At 66.8% G+C, this 20,963-nt stretch carries 22 protein-coding genes and 2 tRNA genes; 13 read left to right on the plus strand and 11 right to left on the minus strand.

All coding sequences use genetic code 11. The annotated features are described in order from the left end of the window. Positions 1-3 precede the first annotated feature (3 nt). From H165_RS0100395 to H165_RS0100405, 3 genes are all read right to left on the minus strand, one after another. A complete protein-coding gene (locus H165_RS0100395) occupies positions 4-426 on the minus strand; it encodes a VOC family protein (RefSeq protein WP_017936909.1) in 423 nt (140 codons plus the stop codon). A gap of 99 nt (positions 427-525) precedes the next feature. Next, positions 526-813 carry a PA4642 family protein gene (locus H165_RS0100400; protein ID WP_017936910.1) on the minus strand — a complete coding sequence of 96 codons (288 nt, stop codon included), beginning with the start codon at positions 811-813 and terminating at the stop codon, positions 526-528. Between the two features lie 79 nt (positions 814-892). Continuing rightward, the gene (locus H165_RS0100405; RefSeq protein WP_017936911.1) at positions 893-1,450 is read right to left on the minus strand and encodes a hypoxanthine-guanine phosphoribosyltransferase; all 558 of its coding nucleotides are present in this window, start codon (positions 1,448-1,450) and stop codon (positions 893-895) included. A 223-nt stretch (positions 1,451-1,673) separates the two neighbouring features. On the opposite strand from H165_RS0100405, the gene upp reads away from it, so the two are divergent. Continuing rightward, positions 1,674-2,312 carry a uracil phosphoribosyltransferase gene (upp, locus tag H165_RS0100410; RefSeq protein WP_017936912.1) on the plus strand — a complete coding sequence of 213 codons (639 nt, stop codon included), beginning with the start codon at positions 1,674-1,676 and terminating at the stop codon, positions 2,310-2,312. A gap of 3 nt (positions 2,313-2,315) precedes the next feature. Beyond that, a complete protein-coding gene (locus tag H165_RS0100415; protein WP_017936913.1) occupies positions 2,316-3,593 on the plus strand; it encodes a uracil-xanthine permease family protein in 1,278 nt (425 codons plus the stop codon). Between the two features lie 43 nt (positions 3,594-3,636). Here H165_RS0100415 and hemH read toward each other — a convergent pair whose 3' ends face one another. Together hemH and H165_RS0100425 are read right to left on the minus strand one after the other, a co-directional pair. Next, a complete protein-coding gene (gene hemH, locus H165_RS0100420; RefSeq protein ID WP_017936914.1) occupies positions 3,637-4,665 on the minus strand; it encodes a ferrochelatase in 1,029 nt (342 codons plus the stop codon). A 12-nt stretch (positions 4,666-4,677) separates the two neighbouring features. Beyond that, positions 4,678-5,580 carry a TIGR01777 family oxidoreductase gene (locus H165_RS0100425; protein WP_017936915.1) on the minus strand — a complete coding sequence of 301 codons (903 nt, stop codon included), beginning with the start codon at positions 5,578-5,580 and terminating at the stop codon, positions 4,678-4,680. Between the two features lie 192 nt (positions 5,581-5,772). Here H165_RS0100425 and H165_RS0100430 point away from each other — a divergent pair, with 192 nt between their 5' ends. Beyond that, positions 5,773-6,759, plus strand: a complete 987-nt coding sequence (locus H165_RS0100430; protein ID WP_017936916.1) for an NAD(P)/FAD-dependent oxidoreductase — start codon at positions 5,773-5,775, stop codon at positions 6,757-6,759. An 80-nt stretch (positions 6,760-6,839) separates the two neighbouring features. On the opposite strand, the gene H165_RS0100435 is transcribed toward H165_RS0100430, so the two are convergent. The 6 genes from H165_RS0100435 to hemA all read right to left on the minus strand — a co-directional run bounded on the left by H165_RS0100435 (position 6,840) and on the right by hemA (position 12,309). Further along, entirely contained in the window at positions 6,840-7,352 is a 513-nt protein-coding gene (locus H165_RS0100435; protein ID WP_026146247.1) for an acyloxyacyl hydrolase, read from the minus strand. Positions 7,353-7,486: 134 nt separating this feature from the next. Beyond that, entirely contained in the window at positions 7,487-8,281 is a 795-nt protein-coding gene (murI, locus tag H165_RS0100440; RefSeq protein ID WP_017936918.1) for a glutamate racemase, read from the minus strand. Then, the gene (locus H165_RS0100445) at positions 8,271-9,029 is read right to left on the minus strand and encodes a molybdopterin-synthase adenylyltransferase MoeB (protein WP_026146248.1); all 759 of its coding nucleotides are present in this window, start codon (positions 9,027-9,029) and stop codon (positions 8,271-8,273) included. The genes murI and H165_RS0100445 overlap by 11 nt, the downstream gene beginning before the upstream one ends. Before the next feature lie 14 nt (positions 9,030-9,043). Further along, positions 9,044-9,871: a peptide chain release factor N(5)-glutamine methyltransferase gene (gene prmC / locus H165_RS0100450; protein WP_017936920.1), complete on the minus strand. Its 828-nt coding sequence runs from the start codon at positions 9,869-9,871 to the stop codon at positions 9,044-9,046. Positions 9,872-9,961: 90 nt separating this feature from the next. Then, positions 9,962-11,044, minus strand: a complete 1,083-nt coding sequence (prfA, locus tag H165_RS0100455; RefSeq protein WP_017936921.1) for a peptide chain release factor 1 — start codon at positions 11,042-11,044, stop codon at positions 9,962-9,964. Continuing rightward, positions 11,041-12,309 carry a glutamyl-tRNA reductase gene (hemA, locus tag H165_RS0100460; protein ID WP_017936922.1) on the minus strand — a complete coding sequence of 423 codons (1,269 nt, stop codon included), beginning with the start codon at positions 12,307-12,309 and terminating at the stop codon, positions 11,041-11,043. The genes prfA and hemA overlap by 4 nt, the downstream gene beginning before the upstream one ends. A 181-nt stretch (positions 12,310-12,490) precedes the next feature. On the opposite strand from hemA, the gene H165_RS0100465 reads away from it, so the two are divergent. The 10 genes from H165_RS0100465 (at position 12,491) to H165_RS0100510 (ending at position 20,818) form a co-directional block, all read left to right on the plus strand. Further along, positions 12,491-14,224: a tetratricopeptide repeat protein gene (locus H165_RS0100465; protein ID WP_017936923.1), complete on the plus strand. Its 1,734-nt coding sequence runs from the start codon at positions 12,491-12,493 to the stop codon at positions 14,222-14,224. Between the two features lie 3 nt (positions 14,225-14,227). After that, positions 14,228-14,845, plus strand: a complete 618-nt coding sequence (lolB, locus tag H165_RS0100470; RefSeq protein ID WP_017936924.1) for a lipoprotein insertase outer membrane protein LolB — start codon at positions 14,228-14,230, stop codon at positions 14,843-14,845. 43 nt (positions 14,846-14,888) lie between these two features. After that, positions 14,889-15,758, plus strand: a complete 870-nt coding sequence (ispE, locus tag H165_RS0100475) for a 4-(cytidine 5'-diphospho)-2-C-methyl-D-erythritol kinase (protein ID WP_017936925.1) — start codon at positions 14,889-14,891, stop codon at positions 15,756-15,758. Between the two features lie 26 nt (positions 15,759-15,784). Further along, positions 15,785-15,859 (plus strand) — tRNA-Gln (locus tag H165_RS0100480). A gap of 50 nt (positions 15,860-15,909) precedes the next feature. Further along, positions 15,910-15,984, plus strand: a tRNA-Gln gene (locus tag H165_RS0100485). Positions 15,985-16,036: 52 nt separating this feature from the next. Beyond that, complete coding sequence (locus H165_RS0100490) at positions 16,037-16,978, plus strand: ribose-phosphate pyrophosphokinase (protein WP_017936926.1); 942 nt, start codon at positions 16,037-16,039, stop codon at positions 16,976-16,978. Positions 16,979-17,089: 111 nt separating this feature from the next. Beyond that, on the plus strand, positions 17,090-17,686 hold the full coding sequence (locus H165_RS0100495) for a 50S ribosomal protein L25/general stress protein Ctc (RefSeq protein ID WP_017936927.1): 597 nt from the start codon (positions 17,090-17,092) through the stop codon (positions 17,684-17,686). A gap of 27 nt (positions 17,687-17,713) precedes the next feature. Beyond that, entirely contained in the window at positions 17,714-18,298 is a 585-nt protein-coding gene (gene pth / locus H165_RS0100500) for an aminoacyl-tRNA hydrolase (RefSeq protein ID WP_017936928.1), read from the plus strand. Positions 18,299-18,321: 23 nt separating this feature from the next. After that, complete coding sequence (gene ychF, locus H165_RS0100505) at positions 18,322-19,422, plus strand: redox-regulated ATPase YchF (protein WP_017936929.1); 1,101 nt, start codon at positions 18,322-18,324, stop codon at positions 19,420-19,422. A 217-nt stretch (positions 19,423-19,639) separates the two neighbouring features. Beyond that, positions 19,640-20,818: a tyrosine-type recombinase/integrase gene (locus tag H165_RS0100510; protein WP_017936930.1), complete on the plus strand. Its 1,179-nt coding sequence runs from the start codon at positions 19,640-19,642 to the stop codon at positions 20,816-20,818. The last annotated feature ends 145 nt before the right edge of the window (positions 20,819-20,963 follow it).

Below are 20,963 nucleotides of genomic sequence, written 5' to 3' on the forward strand. Positions count from 1 at the left end.
GGTCTAGCCGGGAAAGTTCGGCCGCTCGCAGTTGACCATCCAGTTCACTCCGAACCTGTCGGTGAGCATGCCGAAGGACAGGGCCCAGAAGGTCTCCTGCAGCGGCATGGTGGCCTGGCCGCCCTCGGCGAGCGCGTCGTAGAGACGCTGCGCCTCCTCTGGGGTAGCTGCCGAGATGGCTAGGCTGAAGCCGCTGAAGCCGGCCTCCGGCTCGGCGCCGTCGGAGACCATGATCTGGCTGTCGCCGATGCTCATATTGGCGTGCATGATCTGCTCCGGCTGCCAGTTGCACGCCTCGCTCGACGGCTGTTCGGGGGCGTCCCCGAAACGCAGCAGGAACGTGGTCTGCGCCCCCACAGCCCGGGCATAGAAGGCCAGCGCCTCCTCGGCGCGACCGTTGAAGAACAGGTAGGGCTGGACTTGCATGGCGACCTCCCGACCGACAATGGCTCTGGCAGATCAGTCTAGAAGCCCGGAAACGAAAAGCCCGCGACACGCGCGGGCCTGCTTGGATCGATTGCGCCTTTAGCGACGGGCGGCTTCGACGATTTCGATATAGGGAGCGGCCTGGCGCTGGTCGCGGATCAGGGCGACGAAGTCGTTGCCCTTGGCGTCCTTGGCGTTCAGGTCGTAGCCGGCCTCGACGAAGAAGCCGATGAAGCGCTCGAAGTCGTCGACGCGCAGGCCGCGGTAGGCCTTGATCAGCTTGTGCAAGGACGGCGGGGTGTCGTCCGCCGGCTCGACGGCGAGGAACAGTTTGATCTGCTCATCGCTGATCTCTTCGCCAATCACCTGTTTCTTGTCTTTGCGCATCACGTACTCCGGCCGAAAGCTTCAGGGGGCGGCAGTTTACCCCTGCCGTCGCGCCGCGCTCAATGCACGTCCCACGCCCTTACAGGCCCTTGACCGCGAAGATGCCCGGCGCGTTGCGCCAGTAGCCCTTGTAGTCCATGCCGTAACCGAAGATGTAGCGGTCTACGCAGGACAGTCCCACGTAGTCGGCCTTGAGGTCCGGGCGCGCCTTGCGGTCGTGGTCCTTGTCGATCAGCACGGCGATGCGTACCGAGGCGGCGCCGGCGCGCCGGCAGAAGTCTGCGATGGCACCCAGGGTGTGGCCCTCGTCAAGGATGTCGTCGAGGATCAGTACGTCACGGTCGATGAACGACAGCTCCGGCTTGGCCTTCCAGAACAGTTCGCCGCCGGAGGTCTGGTTGCGGTAGCGGGTGGCGTGCAGGTAGGACATTTCCAGCGGGAAGCCGAGCTTCGGCAGGAGCTTGCCGGCGAAGATCAGTCCGCCGTTCATCACGCAGAACACCACCGGATTGCGTTCGGCCATCTCTTCGTTGATGGCGGCGGCCACGCGGTCGATCGCCGCTTCGACCTCGGCTTCGGAATACAGGCAGTCGGCTTCCGCCATCACCTGGCGGATGTGGGCGAGATCGACGGGCATGGCGCGTTCCTCATCTGGCGGCGGAAGGGCCAGCGGGTGGCTTCCGGACGCTTGGTAAAAACCGCGAAAGGTACTGATCCGGCCAGCCGCGGGCAAGCCCGCCGGTCCATTTCCTGGCCATCCGGACAGGATTTTTTTCGTGACAGTCCGGTCGACGCAGCGCCTGGCATGGCCAATGCTTTATTCTATGGCGATTTTTTGCCCGTCTGCCGGAGACCCTGCCATGCCCGTCCGAGAGATCCGCCATCCGCTGATCCGCCACAAGCTCGGCCTGATGCGCCGCCACGACATCAGTACCAAGAACTTCCGCGAACTCGCCCAGGAAGTGGGCGCCCTGCTCACCTACGAGGCGACCAACGACCTGCCCCTGGAGCACTACGAGATCCAGGGCTGGGCCGGCCCGGTGCAGGTGGAGAAGATCGCCGGCAAGAAGATCACCGTGGTGCCCATCCTGCGTGCCGGCATCGGCATGCTCGACGGCGTGCTCAGCCTGATCCCCGGCGCCAAGGTCAGTGCCGTGGGCGTGGCGCGCAACGAGGAAACCCTGGAAGCACGTACCTACCTGGAGAAGCTGGCCCCGGAGATCAACGAGCGCCTGGCGCTGATCATCGATCCCATGCTGGCCACCGGCGGCTCCATGGTGGCCACCATCGATCTGCTGAAGAAGGCCGGCTGCAAGGACATCCGCGCCATGGTGCTGGTCGCCGCCCCGGAAGGCATCCAGGCGGTCAGCGATGCCCATCCGGACGTGACCATCTACACCGCGTCCATCGACCAGGGTCTGAATGCGCAGGGCTACATCATCCCCGGCCTCGGCGATGCCGGCGACAAGATCTTCGGCACCAAACAGAAGGACGCCTGATCCATGGATGAATTCAAGGACCCGCTCTGGAGGCAGATGGTCTCCGGGGCGCAGATGCTCTTCGTGGCGTTCGGCGCGCTGATCCTGATGCCGCTGATCACCGGCCTGGATCCCAACGTGGCGCTGTTCACCGCCGGCCTCGGCACCCTGCTGTTCCAGCTGGTCACCGGCCGCCAGGTGCCGGTGTTCCTGGCCTCCTCGTTCGCCTTCATCACCCCGATCATCCTCGCCAAGGGCCAGTTCGGCCTGGCCGCGACCATGGGCGGGGTGGTCGCCGCGGGCTTCGTCTACACCTTCCTGGGCCTGATGGTGAAGCTCAAGGGCACCGGTTTCATCGACCGCCTGCTGCCGCCGGTGGTGATCGGCCCGGTGGTGATCTCCATCGGTCTGGCCATGGCGCCGATCGCCGCCAACATGGCCATGGGCAAGAGCGGTGACGGCAGCGCCGAGCTGATCGCCTACGACACCGCCCTGCTGATCTCCATGCCGGCGCTGCTCACCACACTGATAGTGGCGGTGTTCGGCAAGGGGCTGTTCCGCCTGGTGCCGATCATCTGCGGGGTGCTGGTGGGCTTCGCCCTGGCCTTTTGGTTCGGCGTGGTGGACACCGCGAAGATCGCCGCCGCGCCCTGGTTGGAACTGCCCAAGTTCACCGCCCCGGAATTCAACCTGCAGGCCATCCTGTTCATCGTCCCGGTGGCCCTGGCGCCGGCCATCGAGCACATCGGCGGGGTGATCGCGGTGGGCAGCGTGACCGGGCGCAACTACCTGAAGCAACCCGGCCTGCACCGCACCCTGCTCGGCGACGGTCTGGCCACCTCGGCCGCCGGGCTGTTCGGCGGCCCGCCGAACACCACCTACGCCGAGGTCACCGGCGCGGTGATGCTGACCAAGAACTACAACCCGAAGATCATGACCTGGGCGGCGATCTTCGCCATCGGCCTGGCCTTCATCGGCAAGTTCGGCGCCATCCTGCAGAGCATCCCGGTGCCGGTGATGGGCGGCATCCTCTGCCTGCTGTTCAGCTCCATCGCCGCGGTAGGCATGAACACCATGATCCGCCACCAGGTGGACCTGGCCGAGGCGCGCAACCTGGTGATCGTCTCGGTGACCCTGGTGTTCGGCATCGGCGGCATGCTGATCGGCACCGGTGCCGGCCAGGAGGACTTCGGCCTCAAGGGCATCGCCCTGTGCGCCGTGGTGGCCATCGCCCTCAACCTGCTGCTGCCCGGGCACCAGACCTGGAAGCACAAGGTCCCGGACCAGGCCCCGGACCTCTGACCCCCTCGCGCCGGCGGAAGCGCTTCCGCCGGCCCGCTCCCCCCTACAGCTCGCCGTCGGCGCGCTCGGCAAGCCGCGCCAGGGTCGCCGCCCAGCGCGCATCGCTGTTCAGGCAGGGGATCAGCTGCAGCTGGCCGCCGCTGGCCGTCTCGAACTGCTCGCGGCCGCGCATGCCGATCTCCTCCAGGGTCTCGATGCAGTCCACCACGAACGCCGGGCACATCACCAGGAGTTTCTTCACCCCCTGCCGGGCCAGGGCGTCGAGGCGCGCGTCGGTGTAGGGCTCGATCCATTTGTCGCGGCCCAGCCGTGACTGGAAGGACACCGACCACTGCTCGGGGCGCAAGCCGGCGCGCTCGGCGAACAGCTCGGCGGTGCGCAGGCACTGGCTGCGGTAGCAGAGCGCCAGCACCTCGGGACGCACGCCGCGGCTGCTGGCGGCGCTCAGGTCGTGGTGCGGGTCGATGCGCTTGACCAGCTTGCGGATGTGCCGCTCCGGAATGCCGTGGAAGCTCAGCAGCAGGTGGTCGAAGTCCCCCGCCAGATAGGGCCTGGCGCTTTCCACCAGCGCCTCCAGGTACTCCAGCTGGTCGTAGAACGGCGGCAGCACGCAGACCTCCAGGGCCAGGCCGAAGCGCTCGATCACCCGCCGCGCCTCGGCGATCACCGTAGTGGTGGTGCTGTCGGCGAACTGCGGATAGAGCGGCGCCAGGGTCAGCCGGCGCACGCCTCTGGCGGCCAGGTCGCGCAGCGCGCCCTCGAGGGACGGCTCGCCATAGCGCATCGCCAGCTCCACCGGACCGTGCGGCCAGTGGGCGCGCACCGCTTCCTGCAGCTGGCGGCTGATGACGATCAGCGGCGAGCCTTCCGGCCACCAGATCGACGAGTAGGCATGCGCCGACTGCGCCGGGCGCTGGCGGAGGATCAACGACACCAGCAGGCGGCGCAACGCCCAGGGCAGATCGATCACGTAGGGGTCCATGAGGAACTGATCGAGGTAACGCCGCACGTCGGCCACATCGGTGGACGCGGGCGACCCTAGGTTGACGAGCAGCAGAGCGTGATCGGTCATGCGCATTCCTAGTCAGTGCGGGCCCAGGAGGTCGGCCAGGGCCCGGTCCAGATCGCTGTAGTGAAAGGTGAAGCCGGCCTCCAGCAGGCGGGCCGGCACCGCACGCTGACCGCCGAGCAGCAGGCCGGACAGTTCGCCGAGGGTCGCCTTGAGGGCCAGCGCCGGCACCGGCAGCAGCGCCGGGCGGTGCAGGGCGCGCCCCAGGGCGCGGGCGAAAGCCTTGTTGCGGACCGCTTGCGGTGCGCAGGCATTATAGGGACCCTCGGCCGCGGAATGGCGGAGAAGAAAATCTATCGCGGTGATTTCGTCCCGTAGATGGATCCACGGCATCCACTGCCGGCCTCTGCCCAGCGGCCCGCCGAGCCCCAGGCGGAACAACGGCAGCAGGCGCTTCAGGAAGCCGCCGTCGCGGGCCAACACCAGCCCGGTACGCACCAGCACCACGCGGATGCCCAACTCCCCGGCGGCCTGCGCGGCCTCCTCCCAGGCCCCGCACAACTGGCTGGGAAAGTCGTCGCAGACCGGCGACATGTCCTCACGCAGCTCGCGCTCGCCGCCGTCGCCGTACCAGCCCACCGCCGAGCCGGACACCAGCACCGCCGGGCGCTGCGCGCGGGCGGCCAGCCAGGCCACCAGTTGCTCGGTGAGGTGGATCCGGCTGCCCCACAGCTCGACCTTGCGTCTGTGGGTCCAGGGCCGGTCGGCGATGGGCGCGCCGGCCAGGTTGACCACCGCATCCAGCGGCGCATCGCCCAGCTCCTCGAGGCGAGCGATGCCGCGCACCGTCTCGCCGCAGAGTTCCGGCACCTGCTGCGGACGACGGCTCCACACGCTCAGTTGCTCGCCCTGTGCCGTCCATTGGCGGCACAGGGCCCGGCCGATGAGTCCGGTCCCTCCGGTCAACAAGATATGCATGGCAACCTCCTCGCATGGCCTAGGCTGAATAGAGGAAAGCGTGGTTCAGGCAACCACCGCGTGCCTGGTCCGGACGAGCCGATGCCCCGGGCGCCAAGGTGCGGAACAGGCCGGATCGGCCCAGGGCGTCCCAACCTGCGCCCAGGGACCTGTCTAAAACCTAGCCGGATATATGAGCTGACGAGGTAGACCATGAGTTCGTGCATCGCCATCATCGGGACCGGCCTGGCCGGTCTCTCCGCAGCCCAGAGCCTGACCGGCGCCGGGCTTCGCGTACAACTCTTCGACAAGAGCCGAGGCAGCGGCGGCCGCATGGCCAGCCGGCGCAGCGATGCCGGCTCCCTGGATCTCGGCGCCCAGTACTTCACGGCCCGCGACCGCCGCTTCCTGGAAACCGTGCAGCACTGGCAGAGCCGCGGCTGGGTGGCCGAGTGGTCACCGTCCCTCTACAACTTCAGCGATGGCCGGCTCAGTTACTCGCCGGACGAGCAGACCCGCTGGGTCGGCACGCCGCGCATGAGCTCGATCACTCGCGCCCTGCTCGGCGGCCTGCCGGTGCAGTTCAGCTGCCGGATCAGCGAGGTGTTCCGCGGCCGCCGCCACTGGCAGCTACAGGACACCGAAGGGCAGGTCCACGGCCCCTTCAGCCAGGTGGTGATCGCCACCCCGGCGCCGCAGGCCACCACCCTGCTGGCCGCCGCCCCCAAGCTGGCCAGCGCCGCCGCCAGCGTCGCCATGGAGCCGGTGTGGGCCGTGGCCCTGGGCTTCGAGCGGCCGCTGGAGACCGACATCGAAGGCTGCTTCGTCCAGGACAGCCCGCTGTCCTGGCTGGCCCGCAACCGCAGCAAGCCGGGCCGCGACGGCGCGCTGGACACCTGGGTGCTGCACGCCAGCAGCGAGTGGAGCAAGCAGCACCTCGACCTATCGAAGGAGCTGATCATCGAACAGCTGCACGGGGCCTTCGCCGAACTGATCGGCTGCGCCGTACCGCCACCGGCCTTCGGCCTCGCCCACCGCTGGCTGTATGCCCGTCCGGCCCAGGCCCACCAGTGGGGCGTGCTGGCCGACGCCGACCTGGGGCTCTACGCCTGCGGCGACTGGTGCCTGTCGGGGCGGGTGGAAGGCGCCTGGCTGAGCGGCCAGGAAGCGGCGCGCCGGCTGCTGGAGCACCAGCGCTAGAGCCACGGACATGAAAAAACCGGGCACAGGGCCCGGTTTTTTCTGACTGCCGCGACAGCCTCGTGCGGTCGCCGCCCGGCTCAGAAGCTGGTGCGGTAGTGCAGGCTGTAGACCTCCACGCCATCGTTCGGCTGCTTGATGCCGGCGTTGGAGTAGTGGATCGCACGCAGACCGACTTCCTGGCCGGCGAAGCGCAGGCCGAAGCCGAGGCGATCCTCGAACTGGAAGGAGGAGCCCAGGTCGTTGTCTTCCAGCTCGGTGCTGGAGAACAGCGCCACGCCGATGCCCGCCTCGACGTAGGGGCGGACGCTCTGGCCGGCGAATTCGTAGACGAACACCGGAGCGAAGGAGATGCTGTGGTTGCTGGCGGTGTCATCACCCTGCCAGTAGGTGTAACCGGCATCCCAGTAACCGGTCAGGCGACCGGTGTCGCTTTCCAGCCAGCTGGTACCGAAATCGAATTGGGTGCCTAGACGATAGGCCATGGTCGAATCGCCGGTCTGGCCAATCGCTACCGTCACGTCCGCGGCCTGCGCCGAAACAGCGACCCCCAAGGACAATGCTGCCAACGCAGCCAGGGAACGAAACTGCATAAATAACTTCCTTCTTCGTGAAGTCAGGGAATCAGGCTAACGGCCACCAAGTATAAATAGGGGCAGCCGCTCTAAGCGAGCCTGCTTTTACATCCGATCAGAGTAGACGGACTCGCCCGACACGCTGGCAAACTTCATGCCAGCAGAGCTTCCACCGGCAGTGCCTCGCCCCAAAGGCGCGGCAGCACCGCGGCCATTTCCTCCGGGCGACCAGTCGACCAGAAGCGCAGCTTCCCCTCCCCGCCCACCGCCAGCAGGTCGCGCTCGGCGAGCAGCTGGCGCAGTCGACGTGCCACCGCGGCGCCAGTATCGATCAGGCTCACCGATGCCGGGACCAGCTCGCGCAGCAGTGGCTTGATGAAGGGGTAGTGGGTGCAGCCAAGGATCAGGGTGTCGCAGCCTTCGGCGAGCAGCGGCTCGACCCAGCTGCGCAGCAGCTCGCGGGTGCCGGCCCCGTTCAGCTCGCCGGCCTCGATTCGCTCCACCAGCCCCGGGCAGGGCCGGGTGATGACCCGCACGTTGCCAGCGAAGCGGTCGAGCAGCGCGGCGAACTTGGCGCTCTTCAGGGTGCCGGTGGTGGCCAGCACGCCGACCACGCCGCTGCGGGTAGCCGCCGCCGCCGGCTTGACCGCCGGCTCCATGCCGATGATCGGCAGCTGCGGGTAGCGACCGCGCAGCTCGGCCACCGCCGCCGCAGTGGCGGTGTTGCAGGCCAGCACCAGGGCCTTGGCGCCCTGGCCGAGGAGGAACTCGCTGATCGCCAGGCTGCGCGCTCGGATGTAGTCCGGAGACTTCTCGCCGTAGGGCACGTGGCCGCTGTCTGCGACATAGAGCAGCGATTCGGCGGGTAGCAACTGGCGGATCTCGCGCAGCACCGAAAGGCCGCCGACCCCGGAATCGAACACGCCGACCGGCGCGTCACTCGCCATGGCCGCCCCCGCATACGACGCAGGCCGGATCGCGCTTGACCCGCAGTTCGCGGAAGCGGCTGCCCAGCGCGTCCACCAGGAGCAGACGGCCAACCAGGGGCTCGCCGAAGCCAGCCAGCAGCTTGAGCGCCTCCAGGGCCTGCAGGCTGCCCACCAGGCCGACCAGCGGCCCGACCACTCCGGCCTCGCTGCAGGTCAGCTCGGCCTCGCTGCCGTGGCCGTACAGACAGTGGTAGCAGGGGCTGTCGTCCCGTCGCGGGTCGAACACCGAAAGCTGGCCTTCCAGGCGGATCGCCGCGCCGCTGACCAGCGGCTTGCGGGCGGCCACGCAGGCGGCGTTGACCGCCTCGCGGGTGGTGAAGTTGTCGGAGCAGTCGAGCACCAGATCGACCGCCGCCACCGCCGTCCCCAGGGAGTCGGAGTCCAGGGCGCCGCACTGCGCCACCAGTCGCACCTCGGGATTGAGCGCGGCGAGGCGGGCCATGGCCGAATCCACCTTGGCCCGGCCGATGCTCGGCGTGTCGTGGAGGATCTGCCGCTGCAGGTTGGTCAGGTCGACCTGATCGAAGTCGGCCAGGTGCAGCTCGCCCACCCCGGCGGCGGCCAGATACAGGGCCACCGGCGAGCCCAGGCCGCCGAGGCCGACGATCAGCACCCGGGCCGCCTTGAGGCGCCTCTGGCCGTCGATGTCGATCTGCTTGAGGAGGATCTGCCGGCTGTAGCGCAGCAGCTCTTGGTCAGTGAGCATGGTCACCTCGCTTGTCATGGCCGGCGTCCCAGACTGATGCGCTCGTGGCCGCCCAGGTCGCGGCGGCTCTCCACCGCCTGGAAGCCGGCGGCGCCGAGCAGCTCGCGCACCGCCGCGCCCTGGTCGTAGCCGTGTTCGAGGAGCAGCCAGCCACCGGGTTCCAGGTGCGCCGGCGCGCCGCGAATGATCGCACGGATGTCGTCCAGTCCGTCAGCCCCGGAGACCAGTGCGCTGGCCGGCTCGAAGCGCACGTCGCCCTCGCCCAGGTGGCGGTCGCCGGCGGCGATGTACGGCGGGTTGCCGACGATCGCCGTGTAGCGCTCGCCGGCCAGCGCCGTGAACCACTCGCTCTGGCGGAATTCGGCATTATCCAGCCCCAGGCGCCGGCGGTTGCGCTCGGCGAGGGCCACCGCCTCGGGCACCCGGTCCACACCGGTGATCCGCCAGGCCGGCCGTTCGCTGGCCAGGGCCAGGGCGATGGCTCCGCTGCCGGTGCCGAGGTCGAGCAGCCGCGCCGGCGTGACGGGCAGCAGGGCCAGGGTGGTCTCCACCAGTAGCTCGGTGTCCGGGCGCGGAATCAGGGTGTGTGCGCTGACCTCCAGCTCCAGGCTCCAGAAGCCCTGGCGGCCGAGGATGTAAGCCACCGGCTCGCCGGCCCGGCGGCGCTCCAGCCAGGCGGCGAAGCGCTCGACGACGTCGGGCGCCAGCTCGCGCTCCGGCCAGGTGCGCAGGTAGCTGCGCGGCTTACCAAGGGCCGCAGCGAGCAGCAGCTCGGCATCCAGCCGCGGGGTCGGCGAATCCGGCAGCTCGGCGCTGGCGAGCAGGGAGTGGATGGTAGCCATACGGGAGGCTCCTATGCCTGGCTCCCTCTCCTTCGGGGAGAGGGTTGGGGCGAGGGTCTGACGCAACCAACCCCTCGTCCCCTGGAGAGATCAGTCGCCCAGGGCGGCCAGCTGGTCGGCCTGGTATTCGCTGAGCAGCGGCTCGATCACCGCGTCGACGCCGCCATCCAGCACCTCGTCCAGGCAGTAGAGGGTCAGGTTGATGCGATGGTCGGTGACCCGCCCCTGCGGATAGTTGTAGGTGCGGATGCGCTCGGAGCGGTCGCCGGAACCCACCAGCAGGCGGCGAGTCTCGGAGAGCTCCTTGTGCGCGGCGGCGTCCTGCATGTCCTGCAGCTTGGCCGCTAGCCAGGCCATGGCCTTGGCGCGGTTCTTGTGCTGCGAGCGCTCGTCCTGGCATTCCACCACGATGCCGGTGGGCAGGTGGGTGATGCGGATCGCCGAGTCGGTCTTGTTGACGTGCTGACCGCCGGCCCCGGAGGCGCGGAAGGTGTCGATGCGCAGGTCGGCCGGGTTGATCTCCACCGCCTGCTGCTCGTCCGGCTCGGGGAGCACCGCCACGGTGCAGGCCGAGGTGTGGATGCGCCCCTGGGACTCGGTTTCCGGCACGCGCTGCACGCGGTGCGCGCCGGACTCGAACTTGAGCTTGCCGTAGACGTTGTCGCCCTCGACGCGGGCAATCACCTCCTTGTAGCCGCCGTGCTCGCCCTCGCTTTCGGAGAGGATCTCCACGCGCCAGCCCTGGCGCTCGGCATAGCGCGAGTACATGCGGAACAGGTCGCCGGAGAAGATCGCCGCCTCGTCGCCGCCGGTACCGGCGCGGATTTCCAGGAACACGTTGCGGCTGTCGTTGGGGTCCCTGGGCAGCAGCATGCGCTGCAGGCGGTCCTCCAGCTCGACCAGCTGCGCCTTGGCCTGGGCGACTTCCTCCTCGGCCATCTCGCGCAGGTCCGGATCACTGTCCTTGAGCAGGGCCTGGGCGCTCTCCAGGTCGTCCTGGACCTTGCGCCAGGCACGGAACGCCTCGACCACCGGCTCGACCTCCGCATACTCCTTGGAATAGGCGCGGAAGCGGCTCTGGTCGGCGATCACCTCGGCATCGCCGAGCAGCGCCGTGAGCTCCTCGAAGCGATCCTTGAGGGTATCCAGCTTGTTCAGCAGGGAAGCTTTCATGGTTTCGGATGGCCTTCGTCGAGGCAAAACAGTTCCTGGGCCAGGGCCAGCGCGTCGATCCGCCCGTCGGCGGAGAGCTTCTTCAGCTGCACGCTGGGCGCGTGCAGCAGCTTGTTGGTCAGCCCGCGGGCCAGTTGGGCCAGCACTTCCTCGGCCGGGGAGCCGTTGGCCAGCTGGCGGCGCGCCTTGGCCAGCTCCTCGTCGCGCAGCCGCTCAGCCTGCTGGCGGTAGGCCTTGAGCACGTCCACCGCGGCCAGCTCGCGCAGGCGCTGCATGAAGTCCTCGGTGCCGGCGGCGACCAGCTCCTCGGCGGCCTGCGCCGCGCCCTGGCGGCTCTTGAGATTCTCGGCGATGACCTCGTGGAGGTCATCCACGGTATAGAGGTAGACGTCGTCCAGCTCGCCTACCTCGGCCTCGATGTCGCGCGGCACGGCGATGTCGACCATGAAGATCGGCTTGTGCTTGCGCTGCTTCAGGGCGCTTTCCACGGCGCCCTTGCCGAGGATCGGCAGCTGGCTGGCAGTCGAGCTGATGACGATGTCGCTGTTCACCAGTTCGTGGGGAATGTCGGAAAGCAGCACCGCGCGGGCGCCGAACTGTTCGGCCACCAGGCTGGCGCGCTCCAGGGTACGGTTGGCCACCACGATGCGCCCGACGCCCTGATCGTGCAGGTGGCGGGCCACCAGGCTGATGGTCTCGCCGGCGCCAATCAGCAGCGCCTGGCTGCGCTGCAGGTCGCTGAAGATTTGCTTGGCCAGGCTCACCGCGGCGAAGGCCACGGACACCGGGTTCTCGCCGATGGCGGTATCGGTGCGCACCAGCTTGGCGGTGTTGAAGGTGGCCTGGAACAGCCGGCCGAGCAGCGGGCCGATGGTGCCGGCCTCGCGCGCCACGGCGAAGGCGGACTTCATCTGACCAAGGATCTGCGGCTCGCCGAGGACCATGGAATCCAGCCCGGAGGCCACGCGCATCATGTGGCGCACCGCCGAATCGTCCGCATGGATGTAGGCGCAGGCGCGCAGGTCGTCGAGATCGAGCTGGTGGTAGTCGGCCAGCCAGGCCAGCACCTGCTCGGCGGCCACCGTCTCCTGCTCGAGGTACAGCTCGCTGCGGTTGCAGGTGGAGAGGATCGCCGCCTCGCGACTGGCGGTGCGCTGGCAGAGCTGCTTCAGGGCATCGACCAGCTGCTCGGGGCTGAAAGCCACGCGTTCGCGGATTTCCACCGGGGCAGTCTTATGGTTGATACCGAGGGCGAGGAAGGCCATGCAGAGTCGCTGATGAAAATCGGAAGCCGCTAATTCTCCTACGTCCCCCTGTCGAGAACAACCACTGCGACCGATTGTCCTAATCAAGGATTCCGACTGGAGCCTGCATGCCACGATGGGTTTGCCCGACGTCTTGTGTCATCATGCTCGGACTGCTGGCTAGTCACCCTTTGACGCTCATATGAACAGATCGTTTGCGCTGCTCGCCGCCCTGACCCTCCTTGGCGGCTGCCAATCCTTCACCTCGCCCTCCGCCGACGGCACCCCGCCGCTGGAAGATGCCGCCTCGGCACCGGACGAGAGCAAGAAAGCGGAAAGCTACGGCTCGTTCAGTGCGGACACCCTGTACGCCCTGCTCACCGCCGAGCTGGCCGGCCAGCGCAACCGCTTCGACATCGCCCTCAACAACTACGTCGAGCAGGCCAAGGCCACCCAGGACGCTGGTGTCGCCGAGCGCGGCTTCCGCATCGCCGAATACCTGGGCTCCGACCAGGCAGCCCTGGAGACCTCGCTGATCTGGGCGAAGAATGCCCCGGAAAACATCGACGCCCAGCGCGCCGCAGCCATCCAGCTGGCCCGCGCCGGTCGCTACGACGACTCCATGGAATACATGGAACGAGTCCTCAGGGGCCAGGGCGACACCCACTTCGACTTCCTCGCCCTGTCCGCCGCCGAGACCGACCCGGAGACCCGCAACGGCCTGCTGCAGAGCTTCGACCGCCTGCTCGCCCGTTACCCGGACAACGGTCAGCTGCTGTTCGGCAAGGCCCTGCTGCTCCAGCAGGACGGCCGCCCGGAGGAAGCCCTGGAGTTGCTCGAGGACCAGCCGGCGGCGACCCACGACGTCGCCCCGCTGCTGCTGCGCGCCCGCCTGCTGCAGGGCATGCAGCGCAGCGACGAGGCCCTGGCCCTACTCAAGAAGGGCATCCGCCAGCACCCCGAGGAGCGCCGCCTGCGCCTGACCTACGCACGCCTGCTGGTCGAACGGGGCCGCCTGGACGACGCCCAGGAACAGTTCACCACCCTGCTCCAGCAGTCGCCGGAAGACGACGACCTGCGCTTCTCCCTGGCTCTGGTGCACCTGGAAGCCAAGGCCTGGCGGGAAGCCATCGTCTACCTGGAGGAGCTGGTGGAGCGCCAGAGCCACGTCGACGCCGCGCACTTCAACATGGGCCGCGCCTACGAGGAGCTAGGCGAGCTGGAAAGCGCCCTGGCCGAGTACAGCCAAGTCGGCGCCGGCAACGACTACCTCTCCGCACAACTGCGCCAGACCGAGCTGCTGTTCAAGCTGGGCCGCGGCGACGAGGCCGCCCGACGCCTGGCCGAGGCCCGCGACAGCCAGCCCGACTACGCCATCCAACTGTACCTGATCGAGACCGAGGCGCAGTCCAACCACCAGCAGTACGACGCCGCCTGGAACACCATCCAGCAAGCCCTGGAGCAGTTCCCCGAGGACCTCAACCTGCTCTACACCCGCTCCATGCTGGCCGAGAAGCGCAACGATCTGGGCCAGATGGAGCGCGACCTGCGCTTCATCCTCGAGCGCGAACCGGACAACGCCATGGCCCTCAACGCCCTCGGCTACACCCTGGTGGACCGCACCACCCGATACGACGAAGGCAAGGAACTGATCGAGAAGGCCTACCAGCTCGACCCGGACGACCCGGCGATCCTCGACAGCCTCGGCTGGGCCCACTACCGCCTGGGCAACCTCGCCGAGGCCGAGCGCCTGCTGCGCCGCGCCGCCGAGCTGTACCCCGATCCCGAGGTGATCGCCCACCTGGGCGAGGTGCTCTGGACCACCGGCAAGCGGGACGAGGCTCGCAAGGTCTGGGCCGCGGCCCTGGAAAAGCAGCCCGACAACGGCATCCTGCGCAAGACCCTGCTGCGCCTGACCGGCGCCGAGACCCTCTGAGCCATGCGCCTCAAGCATCTTTTCGCCATCGTTCTGTTCACCGTACTGGGCGGCTGCGCCGCCTTCGCCCCCCAGGAAGCCTTGCAGGGCCACGGCGACCCAGCCCGCTGGAAAGCCCACAAGCAGCAGACCGAAGCCCTCGACGGCTGGCAGATCAACGGCAAGGTGGGCATCCGCGCGCCCAGGGACTCCGGCAGCGGCACCCTGTTCTGGCTGCAGCGCCGGGACTACTTCGACATCCGCCTGTCCGGCCCGCTGGGCCGTGGCGCCTCGCGGCTGACCGGGCACCGCGGCGAGGTGGTGCTGGAGGTGGCCAACCAGGGCCGCTACCAGGCCGCGTCGCCGGAAGCCCTGCTGGAAGAGCAGATGGGCTGGCGCCTGCCGGTCTCCCACCTGATCTGGTGGGTGCGCGGCCTGCCCGCCCCGGACAGCCGCAGCCGCCTGACCCTCGACGGCGACAGCCGCCTGGCCCGCCTGGAACAGGACGACTGGCAGGTGGACTACCTGAGCTACGCCGAGCAGAACGGCTACTGGCTGCCGCAGCGCATCAAGCTGCACGGCCACGACCTCGACGTCACCCTAGTGATCAAGGACTGGCAGCCGCGCCGTCTCGGCCAGTAAGGTCTCCGCCCGGCTCATCCACCCATCCGAACCACGACTGACCATGACCGCTCGTCCGATTCCCGACAGCGCCCAGCTCGTCCTGCCCGCCCCGGCCAAGCTCAACCTGCTGCTGCACATCCTCGGCCGGCGCGCCGACGGCTACCACGAGCTGCAGACCCTCTTCCAGTTCCTCGACCACGGCGACGAGCTGGGCTTCGCCCTGCGCGAGGACGGCGAAATCCGTCTGCACACCGCCATCGCCGGAGTGCCCCACGACAGCAACCTGATCGTCCGCGCCGCCCGCCGCCTGCAAGAGGCGTCCGGTTGTCGGCTCGGCGCCGACATCTGGCTGGACAAACGCCTGCCGATGGGCGGCGGCATCGGCGGCGGCAGCTCGGACGCGGCAACCACCCTGCTCGGCCTCGAGCGTCTCTGGCGCCTGGGCTGGGATCTGGACCGTCTGGCCGCCCTGGGCCTGACCCTGGGCGCCGACGTGCCGGTGTTCGTGCGCGGCCACGCGGCCTTCGCCGAAGGGGTCGGCGAGAAGCTCCAGCCGGTCGAGCTGGAGGAACCCTGGTTCCTCGTCGCCGTGCCCCAGGTCGCGATCAGCACCGCAGCGGTATTCAACGACCCCGAGTTGACAAGGGATACGCCGGCCAGTACAGTGCGCAGCCTTCTTGAGGGGGGTGGTCGTAACGACTGCCAGCCGGTCGTCGAGAAGCGTTACCCGGAAGTTCGTAACGCTTTGATCTTGTTGAACAAGTTCGTTTCAGCTAGATTAACCGGCACTGGAGCTTGCGTATTTGGGAGCTTCCCAAATCGGGACGATGCTGATAAAGTCGCCCGCCAACTTCCAGCCACTCTGCCGAGCTTTGTAGCTCGAGGCTGCAACATATCAATGCTGCACCGAAGGCTCAAAGAACTGGCCTGAAGTTCGTTGTTTCGAAAGCTCTTCACAGGGGCGTCGCCAAGCGGTAAGGCAGCAGGTTTTGATCCTGCCATGCGTTGGTTCGAATCCAGCCGCCCCTGCCATTCCCTTCGGGGAAGAAGGTGCCATCGGGAACAGCGGAGTGACACGATACAGGGGCGTAGCCAAGCGGTAAGGCAGCAGGTTCTGACCCTGCCATGCGTTGGTTCGAATCCAGCCGCCCCTGCCATTTTCTTTTCTAGACTCATCCAGGTCTGACCTCAGCCGACAGGTACTTCGCTGTGTCCAAGATGATGGTCTTCACGGGGAACGCCAACCCCGATCTGGCGCGGCGCATCGTTCGTCAGCTTCACATCCCTCTCGGTGATGCCTCCGTCGGCAAATTCTCCGACGGCGAAGTCAGCGTCGAAATCAACGAGAACGTCCGCGGCAAGGATGTGTTCCTGATCCAGCCGACCTGCGCCCCCACCAACGACAACCTGATGGAACTGGTGGTGATGGCCGACGCCTTCCGCCGTTCCTCCGCCTCGCGCATCACTGCCGTGATCCCCTACTTCGGCTACGCCCGCCAGGACCGCCGCCCGCGTTCCGCCCGCGTGGCCATCAGCGCCAAGGTAGTGGCCGACATGCTGACCGTGGTGGGTATCAACCGCGTGCTCACCGTCGACCTGCACGCCGACCAGATCCAGGGCTTCTTCGACATTCCGGTGGACAACATCTACGGTTCGCCAGTCCTGGTCGACGACATTGAGGACCAGCGCTTCGAGAACCTGATGATCGTCTCCCCGGACATCGGCGGCGTGGTCCGTGCACGTGCCGTGGCCAAATCCCTGGGCGTCGACCTGGCGATCATCGACAAGCGCCGCGAGAAGGCCAACCACTCGGAAGTGATGCACATCATCGGCGACGTCGACGGTCGTACCTGCATCCTGGTCGACGACATGGTCGACACCGCCGGCACCCTGTGCAATGCCGCCAAGGCCCTCAAGGAGCACGGCGCCGCCAAGGTGTACGCCTACTGCACTCACCCGGTGCTGTCCGGTCGCGCCATCGAGAACATCGAAAATTCCATGCTGGACGAGCTGGTGGTGACCAACACCATCCCGCTGTCCGCCGCGGCGCAGGCCTGCGGCCGTATCCGTCAGCTGGATATCGCCCCGGTGGTCGCCGAGGCGGTCCGCCGTATCAGCAACGAAGAATCGATCAGCGCGATGTTCCGCTAAGGGACATCCCTGACGACAACCGCCCTGCCGGAATTCTGACAGGGCTCACTCCAACCGTCCGGCGCTGGTCGCAAGCGCGCAGGACGGTTTGGCTATTTTGGAGAACATGAAATGACCGACTTCGTCCTGAATGCCCAAGTGCGTTCCGACCTGGGGAAAGGTGCGAGCCGCCGCCTGCGTCGTAACGCCAACCTGGTTCCCGCCGTGGTCTACGGTGGCGACAAGGCCCCGCAGTCCATCAGCCTGGCTGCCAACGAACTGGCCAAGCTGCTGGAAAACGAAAGCGCCTTCACCCACGTGCTGGCCCTGAACATCGACGGCACCACCGAGTCCGTGCTGATCAAGGCCCTGCAGCGTCACCCGGCCAAGGGCTTCGTGATGCACGCCGACTTCCTGCGCGTGGTCGCCGACCACAAGCTGACCGCCGTGGTTCCGCTGCACTTCGTCAACGAAGCCACCTCCATCGGCGTCAAGCAGCAGGGCGGTGAGGTTTCCCACACCCTGGCCGAAGTCGAAGTCTCCTGCCTGCCGAAGGACCTGCCGGAGTTCATCGAAGTCGACCTCGCCAACGTGGAAGTCGGTCAGATCGTCCACCTGTCCGACCTGAAGCTGCCGCAGGGCGTCGAGCTGGTGGCCCTGGCCCACGGCAACGACCTGCCGGTCGCCAACATCCACGCCTCTCGCAAAGAAGAAGGCGCTGCCGAGTAATCTCGTCCGCCTGAGGGAGCCCCTGTCGTGACTGCCGTCCAACTGATCGTCGGCCTGGGAAATCCGGGCCCCGAATACGACCAGACCCGGCACAACGCGGGGGCTCTTTTCGTCGAGCGACTGGCCGACCTGAAAGGCGTCGGCCTGAGCCTCGACAAGAAGTATTTCGGCCTGGTGGGCAAGTTCAGCCACCAAGGTCGCGACGTTCGTCTGCTCGTCCCCACCACCTACATGAACCGCAGCGGCCAAGCCGTGGCGGCACTGGCGAACTTCTTCCGTATTCCCGCGGACGCCATTCTGGTGGCTCACGACGAACTCGACCTGCCCCCCGGGGTCGCCCGACTCAAGACCGGCGGCGGCCACGGCGGCCACAACGGCCTGCGCGACATCATCGCGCAGCTCGGCAACCAGAACGGCTTCCATCGCCTCCGACTGGGCATCGGCCATCCTGGCCACGCCAGCCTGGTCACCGGCTACGTCCTCGGCCGCGCCCCGCGCAGCGAGCAGGAAAAGCTGGACGCGAGCATCGACTTCGCCCTCGGCGTGCTGCCTGACATCCTTGCCGGTGAATGGAACCGGGCGATGCAGGCCCTGCACAGCCAGAAGGCCTGACCCCCTATTCCGAGGGACCAAGCATGGGATTCAACTGCGGCATCGTAGGTTTGCCCAACGTCGGCAAATCCACCCTGTTCAACGCCCTGACCAAATCCGGCATCGCGGCGGAAAACTTCCCCTTCTGCACCATCGAGCCGAACAGCGGCATCGTGCCGATGCCCGATCCACGCCTGGATGCGCTGGCCGAGATCGTCAAGCCGGAGCGGGTCATCCCTACCACCATGGAATTCGTCGACATCGCCGGCCTGGTGGCTGGCGCGTCGAAAGGTGAAGGTCTGGGCAACAAGTTCCTCGCCAATATCCGCGAGACGGATGCCATCGCCCACGTGGTGCGCTGCTTCGAGGACGACAACGTGATCCATGTGGCCAACAGCGTGGATCCCAAGCGCGACATCGAGATCATCGACCTCGAGCTGATCATGGCCGACTTGGAGAGCTGCGAGAAGCAGCTGCAGCGCGTCGCCCGCGTCGCCAAGGGCGGCGACAAGGAGGCCGTGGCGCAGAAGAACCTGCTCGAGCAGTTGATCCCCCATCTCACCGCAGGCAAGCCGGCACGCAGCCTGCTGAAGACGCTCGGCGACGAGCAGAAGGCTCTGGCGCGCAGCTTCCATCTGCTGACCACCAAGCCGGTGATGTACATCGCCAACGTCGCCGAGGACGGCTTCGAGAACAACCCGCACCTCGACACGGTCAAGGCCATCGCCGAGGAGGAAGGCGCCATCGTGGTGCCGGTGTGCAACAAGATCGAGGCGGAGATCGCCGAGCTTGACGATCCCGAGGAAATGCAGATGTTCCTCGAGTCCATGGGTATGGAAGAGCCCGGCCTGAACCGCGTGATCCGCGCCGGCTACCAGCTGCTCAACCTGCAGACCTACTTCACCGCCGGGGTCAAGGAAGTCCGCGCCTGGACCGTCAAGGTCGGCGCCACCGCACCGCAGGCCGCCGGGGTGATCCACACCGACTTCGAGAAGGGCTTCATCCGCGCCGAGGTGATCTCCTACGACGACTTCATCCAGTACAAGGGCGAAGCCGGCGCCAAGGAGGCCGGCAAATGGCGCCTGGAAGGCAAGGACTACATCGTCAAGGACGGCGACGTGATGCACTTCCGCTTCAACGTCTGAGTCGCCAAGCCGTTTTCCTGATGTTTCATGAAACACCGGGAAGGTATGTAAATCCCAATAAAACCGCGCAGTTGCGCGGTTTTATTGTTTCATGGTGCTGCTCCAAGTTTCCCGAGCAGTCAAAGCATGCCTGAGTACGATGGTGAGTACAGTTTTTGGATGGCGTGCGAATAAATGAGTATAGTGCCGCTGTCGCCATGACAAGGAGTCAGCCACCATGCTTACCGACGCGCACTGCCGCAACGCCAAGCCCAGGGAGAAGCTCTACCGCTTGAATGACCAGCGCGGGCTCTACCTCGAAGTCAAGCCCAACGGAGTCAAGGCTTGGCGATACCGCTTCACACTGAATGGCAAGGCCAGCATGTTTGCGCTTGGCGAATACCCTGCTGTTACGCTCTCTGAAGCCAGGGAACGCAGCGAGGCCGCACGCAAACTGGTCAAGCAAGGCATCAATCCCGCGCAGCAAAGGCAGCTCGACCGCATCCGGAAAGCCAGCGAAGCAAAGAACACCTTCGAGATCGTCGCCAAGGAGTGGCTGCAGACAAAGGACTGGGAAGATGTCACCAAGAACCGCCGTCTGGATATGCTGGAGCGCGTGGTATTCCCCAGTATCGGCAATATGCCGGTTCGCGAAATAACGCCAGCCCATGTCCTGGACATCCTGCAGAAAACAGCAAAGCGTGGCGCCCCCACGGTCGCCGCCGAGGCGCGGCGCACCATGTCCGCCGTATTCGAGTTCGCCGTCGCCACCCTGCGAGCCGACAGCGACCCGGTTTGGCCGGTACGCAAGGCGCTACCAGCAAACAAGACCCAGCACAAACCGGCGCTGAGTAAAGAGCAGATCGGCAAACTGCTGAGCGACTTCGCAAACCACCGCTGCAGCTTTCAGGTAAGTCATTGCATGCAACTGATGTGGTGGACCCTGGCGCGACCGACCGAAGTGGCCGAGGCGGCCTGGGATGAGTTTGACCTTGAGAAGGCTGTTTGGCGTATCCCGGCGCAGCGCATGAAAGCACGCAAGGAGCACGTCGTGCCTCTGCCACGACAGGCAGTGGAGATGCTCAAAGGACTGCATGCCATTACCGGCAACCGCAAGCACCTGTTTCCTGGCCGGGATGATCGCAACGCCCCTATGTCCGCCGCATCGCTTCGCCAGGCGCTCAAGGTTTTGGGGTGGAGTGGCGCTTATAGCCCACACGCCACGCGGACCACCGGCAGTACCCGCCTTAACGAGATGGGCTACCGTCCCGATGCCATCGAAGCGCAGCTTGCCCATGCTGACCAGAACAATGTGCGTCGTACCTACAACCACGCCACCTATTTCGATGAGCGTCGCGCCATGATGCAGGAATGGGCGGACAGATTGGACGAATGGAAAGAGCAAGCACAGGCATGACCACAAAGATCATGGCTCCAGATATTCCCAACTCCGATGCCGTCGCCGAGCTGCGCACCAGAGCGGAGGCAGCCTGCGACTGATACGGCGTTCAGCGTCGCGAGCAATGTGTAAATGCTTTCCTACGACTGGTCGATTCAAACAG

It is taken from the genome of Pseudomonas thermotolerans DSM 14292, from assembly GCF_000364625.1.
Taxonomy (GTDB): Bacteria; Pseudomonadota; Gammaproteobacteria; order Pseudomonadales; family Pseudomonadaceae; genus Aquipseudomonas; species Aquipseudomonas thermotolerans.